Below are 4,608 nucleotides of genomic sequence, written 5' to 3'. Positions count from 1 at the left end.
CGTGGACAGGTCGTTGCCGAACGACGCCGTCTCCGAGGTGAACCGGTCACCCGTGAGCTGCATACCGTCACCCGAGTCCCCCGCGAACCGGATGACGACCTGGCCGACTCGGCGGATCTCCTTGGCGGCTGGTCCGCCCGTGGGCGGCGCAGTGGTTTCCACGGACATGTGTGTCGGCTCCTGTCAGTACGGACGACAGCGCCATCGCGGCGGCGGGCGGTGCGGCTGTGCGGAGGCTAACCAGGAGCGATAGAGCGGCACTCGGGTCCGTGCGGGTGTCCGGTGGTCAGCCGCGGAGGACCGCCGTGCGCAGCGGTTCCGGGAGGTTCAGCAGGCGCAGCACGACGGGAGCGGCGGCGCCGGGCAGGGACATCGCCTCGGCCGCCCGGCGGTAGTACGACCGGGCGGTGGGCAGCTCGCCGTGGGCCTCGGCGACGCGGGCGAGGCCGGCGAGGGTGCGGACCCGGTTGCCGAGGCTCCTGACCCAGTGGGGGTCGAGCCGTTCGAGCGCCTCCCGGTACAGGCGTTCGGCCCCTGCCGGGTCGCCGTCGCCGAGGGCCAGGTCGGCGAGCCCGCGCATGGCCGCCGCCAGGCAGGCCGGGTTGCCGGTGCGGCGGGCGAGGGCGGCGGCGCGGGTGTAGTCGGCGCGCGCCGCGCCGGGGTCGGTGTCGGCCAGGTGGTCGGCACGGGCGACGAGGAGGTCGGCGCTGTCCGCGGTGGCGCCGAGCTGCTCGGTGAGGGCAAGCGCCTCCTCGGTGTGGGCCACGGCCCGGCCGTGGTCGCCGCGGGCGCCGGCCACGGCTGCCTGGGCGTCCAGGGCGAGGGCCGTACCCCAGCGGTCGCCGGCGGCACGGAAGGCGTCGACGGCGTCGTGCAGGGCGCGCTCGGCGAATGCGCCCTCGTCGTCTTCGCCGAGGGCGCCGAAGGCGGTGACGTACTGGGCGACGGCCCATAGCCAGGGGTCGGATGCGGTGCGGTGGGCGGTGATCAGCGCGTGGGCGCGGTGCGGGTCGCCGTCCGCCGCGCTGCGCAGCACCCACAGCAGCAGCGCGGCCGGGTGGCGGCCCTGCCGGGTGCCCGACCATACGGTCTCCAGGGCCGTTTCGGCGCGGGACCGGTGCCGCTGCCACACCGGGCGGCCGTCGGGGCCGGCGGCCGCCAGCAGGACACAGACCGCGAACTCCTCCTCGAATCCGGCGGGTGGTTCGCCGTCCAGGGTGTCGAGCAGGGCGGCCGCGTACGGGGCGGCGCAGGCGGGTATGCCGCGGATCCACAGGTAGTGCGCCGCGGCGGCGATCAGGGCCAGGGCGGTTTCCGGGGTGAGGGCGGCCACCGAGCGGCCGACGGCGGCGATCAGGTCGTCGTGCTCAGTGGTGAGCCGTGCCAGCCAGTCGAGTTGGTCCGCGCCGCGCAGCTGCGCGTCGGCGGTGCGGACCAGGTCAAGAAAGTGCTGGGCGTGGGCGCGGTGGACGGCGGTGGGATCGTCGGCGGCGTCGAGTTGCTCGGCGGCGTAGGTACGGACGGTCTCCAGCATGCGGTAGCGGCCGTCGGTGTGCTCCAGGAGGGACTTGTCGGCCAGGGATTCCAGAATGTCCGGGTCGGTGCCGCAGACGTGCCGTGCGGTGGGCGCGGTGGCGCCGGAGACGAAGACCGAGAAGCGGCGGGCCGCACGGCGTTCGGGTGCGGTGAGCAGTTCCCAGCTCCAGCCGACGACCGAGCGCAGGGTGCGGTGGCGTCCGTCGGCGGTACGGGCGCCGCGGGCGGCCATGCCGAGCCGGTCGTCCAGGCATCGGACGAGATCGTCGAGGTCCAGGGTGCGCAGCCGGGCCGCGGCCAGTTCCACGGCCAGCGGCAGGTTGTCCAGGGCCGCGCACAGGCGTCGTACGGTGTCCTGGGCGACGGTGAGGCCGGGGCGTACGGCGGCGGCGCGGTCGGTGAACAGACGCACGGCCGCATCGGGGGTGAGCGGCCGTACCGGGTGCAGATGTTCGCCGATGATGCCGAGCGGTTCCCGGCTGGTGGCCAGGACGCGTAGCCGCGGGCAGGCCGTCAGCAGCCGGGCGGTCAGGGTGGCGGCGCCGTCCAGGAGGTGTTCGCAGTTGTCCAGGATCAGCAGCAGGGCCCGGTCGGACAGGGCCGTGGCCAGGCGGTCGGCCGGCGCCGGGCCGTCGGCGCCCAGGTGCAGGCCTGCTCCGGGCAGGCCGAGTGCCGCCAGCAGCGCCTCGGGCAGGGCCGTGTGGTCGCGCAGCGGCGCAAGCGGGACGAAGCACACCTCGCCGGGCTCGGCGCCGGCGGCCGCGACGGCGAGCCGGGTCTTGCCTACGCCGCCCGGTCCGGTGAGCGTGACCAGGCGGGCCCGTTGCAGCACTGTGTGCAGTTCGCCGACCTCGCTGTCACGGCCGATGAGCGCGGTCAGCTGGGCCGGGGGCCTGGCGGGGGTGGGCCTGCGCGGGGAGGAGCGGAGCAACTCCTGGTGCAGGGCGGCGAGTTCGGGGGACGGGTCGGCACCGAGTTCGTCCGCGAGGTGCCGCCGGGTGTCCTCGTAGACAGTCAGAGCCGCCGCCTGGCCGCCGTCGGCGGCTAGGGCCCGCATCAGCAGCGCGGCGGTGCGTTCGCGCAGCGGGTGGTGTCCGGCCAGTTCACGCAACTCGGCCACGGCCGAACGGTGTTCACCGCGTGCGAGGTCGGCCTCGAGGCGGTCCTCCAGGGCGGTGAGCCGCAGCTCCTCCAGGCGTACGGCGGCGGCCTGCGCGGTCGCGGAGTCGGGGAGGTCGGCAAGGGCCGGGCCCTGCCACAGGGCGAGGGCCTCACGGAGGAGGGCAGCGGCGCCGGCGGGGTCACCGGTGGTGAGCGCGTCGCGGCCGTCCCGGGTCAGCCGCTCGAACCGGCCGGCGTCGACCGTGTCGTACGGCACGGCGATCCGGTAACCGGCGCCGGTCCGCTCGATGGGTGCGGCGGAGCCGAGGGCCGCGCGCAGCCGGGACACCTGGGACTGCAGGGCGTGCGCGGACAGCGGGGCGGCCGGGTTGGTCTCCTCGGCGAGGCGTTCGGCCGGTACGACGGCGCCGGGGCGCAGAAGCAGCAGGGCGAGCAGCGCGCGGCGCGCCGGTCCGCCCAGCGGGACGGCGGTTCCATCGTCACGGTGGGCCCGGGTCTCGCCGAGGATGCAGAACCGCATACCGGGGATTATCCAGCAGCGACGCCGCGCCGAGGGGCTCAGGCAGGCACGATCGGGCCCAGGTAGGTGCCGCCGGAGACGTCGATGGTCTGCCCGGTGACGTAGCGGCCGGCGGGGCCGGCGAGGAAGCCCACCACGTCGGCGACGTCCTCGGGTTCGCCGAGGCGGCCGAGGGCGGTGATGGCCTCCAGTTCGGCCACGGCTTCGGGGACGGCGGTGAAGCCCGCGGTGAGGTCGGTGCGGATGGCGCCGGGAGCGACGGTGTTGACGGTGATGCCGCGCCGGCCGAGTTCGTTGGCGAGGGTGGGAGCCATGGCCTCCACGGCCGCTTTGCTCAGGGTGTAGCCGATCTGGAGGGAGACGGCGAACCGGCTGGCGATGGAACCGATGGTGATGATGCGGCCGCCGTCGTTCAGCAGGGGCAGGGCGCGCTGGGTGACGAAGAACGGGGCGCTGACGTTGATCTCGAACAGGCGGCGCAGTTCCTCGGGGGTGACCTGGGCGATGGGGTGGTGGGAACTGATGCCCGCGTTGTTCACGAGGACGTCCAGCCCATGTCCGGGGAGTCGGTCCGTCAGCTGCTGGAACAGCCGGTCGACGGCGCCCTCTTCGCCGAACCGGGCCTGAACGGAGAACGCCTGGCCGCCCTCCTTCTCGATCCGTTCCACCGTCCGGGCGGCGGCCCGCTCGTCGCTGCCGTAGTGCACGGCGACGTACGCACCCTCGGCGGCCAGCCGCAGCGCGACCGCCCTGCCGATGCCCCTGGACGCGCCGGTCACCAGTGCGGTCCTGCCCCGCAGTTCACCCATGGTTCCGCTCCCTTTCGGATGCGTCCGACTCCCCGTCGGAGCCGGTACGGCACCCACCGTGGCGCTGGGCGCTCACCGGGCGCTCACCGGGTGCTCACCGCGGACTCACTGTGCCGGCCCGGCCGGCCGGGCCGGCACGCTAGTGCTCCGCCCGCAGCCAGCCGTCGGCGATCAGCCTGCGGGACCAGCCGTCCAGCACCGCCCGCACCTTCTTCGCGTCGGTCTTCCACAGGCCGGCCAGGGTCTCGACGGTCAGGTCGACGAAACCGTCGTTGCGGCGCAGCTCGAACCACATCATGGCCGCGAGGGGTGTGCAGCGGAACCGGTCCGTGCGGCCCTCGGCCCGCAGCGTGATCCGGCCGTTCGCCAGCGCTGTGCTCGTCACTCCCTCGCCCGGTACGACGCGCATGAGTGCCCTCCTCGGCGGGTTGGTCCTCCGTGAACCGGTCCGGTGTTCCCGGCCGGTGCATCGAGCATCTCCCGCGCTGCCCGGCGGCGGCCATGGGGCTGAACGGCCGACCGGGGTGGGGGGGGGGCCGGCCCCGGCGGGGCGCGCGCGCCCCCGGCGGGGTGGGGGGGGGGGGGGGGCGGGGCCGCGCGCCGGGCGGGGGGGGGCGCCCC

Annotated in this window: 3 protein-coding genes; all 3 read right to left on the bottom strand. The window is 75.3% G+C overall.

The window, feature by feature from the left end; translation table 11 throughout:
* Nucleotides 1–286 precede the first annotated feature (286 nt).
* The gene (locus ABT288_RS46425; protein WP_351622088.1) at nt 287–3,178 is read right to left on the bottom strand and encodes an ATP-binding protein; all 2,892 of its coding nucleotides are present in this window, start codon (nt 3,176–3,178) and stop codon (nt 287–289) included.
* Nucleotides 3,179–3,216: 38 nt separating this feature from the next.
* Nucleotides 3,217–3,987 carry an SDR family NAD(P)-dependent oxidoreductase gene (locus ABT288_RS46420; protein WP_351622085.1) on the bottom strand — a complete coding sequence of 257 codons (771 nt, stop codon included), beginning with the start codon at nt 3,985–3,987 and terminating at the stop codon, nt 3,217–3,219.
* A gap of 139 nt (nt 3,988–4,126) precedes the next feature.
* On the bottom strand, nt 4,127–4,396 hold the full coding sequence (locus ABT288_RS46415; protein ID WP_351622082.1) for a hypothetical protein: 270 nt from the start codon (nt 4,394–4,396) through the stop codon (nt 4,127–4,129).
* Nucleotides 4,397–4,608: the final 212 nt, after the last annotated feature.

Origin of the sequence: Streptomyces sp. NPDC001093 (genome assembly GCF_040298985.1) — a bacterium.
Classification (GTDB): Bacteria; Actinomycetota; Actinomycetes; order Streptomycetales; family Streptomycetaceae; genus Streptomyces.
This window is presented reverse-complemented; position numbering and strand designations above follow the sequence as displayed.

Coding starts and splice junctions, on each gene's coding strand:
- ABT288_RS46425 (WP_351622088.1), bottom strand. CDS start 3,178: ATGCGGTTCTGCATCCTCGGCGAGACCCGGGCCCACCGTGACGATGGA.
- ABT288_RS46420 (WP_351622085.1), bottom strand. CDS start 3,987: ATGGGTGAACTGCGGGGCAGGACCGCACTGGTGACCGGCGCGTCCAGG.
- ABT288_RS46415 (WP_351622082.1), bottom strand. CDS start 4,396: ATGCGCGTCGTACCGGGCGAGGGAGTGACGAGCACAGCGCTGGCGAAC.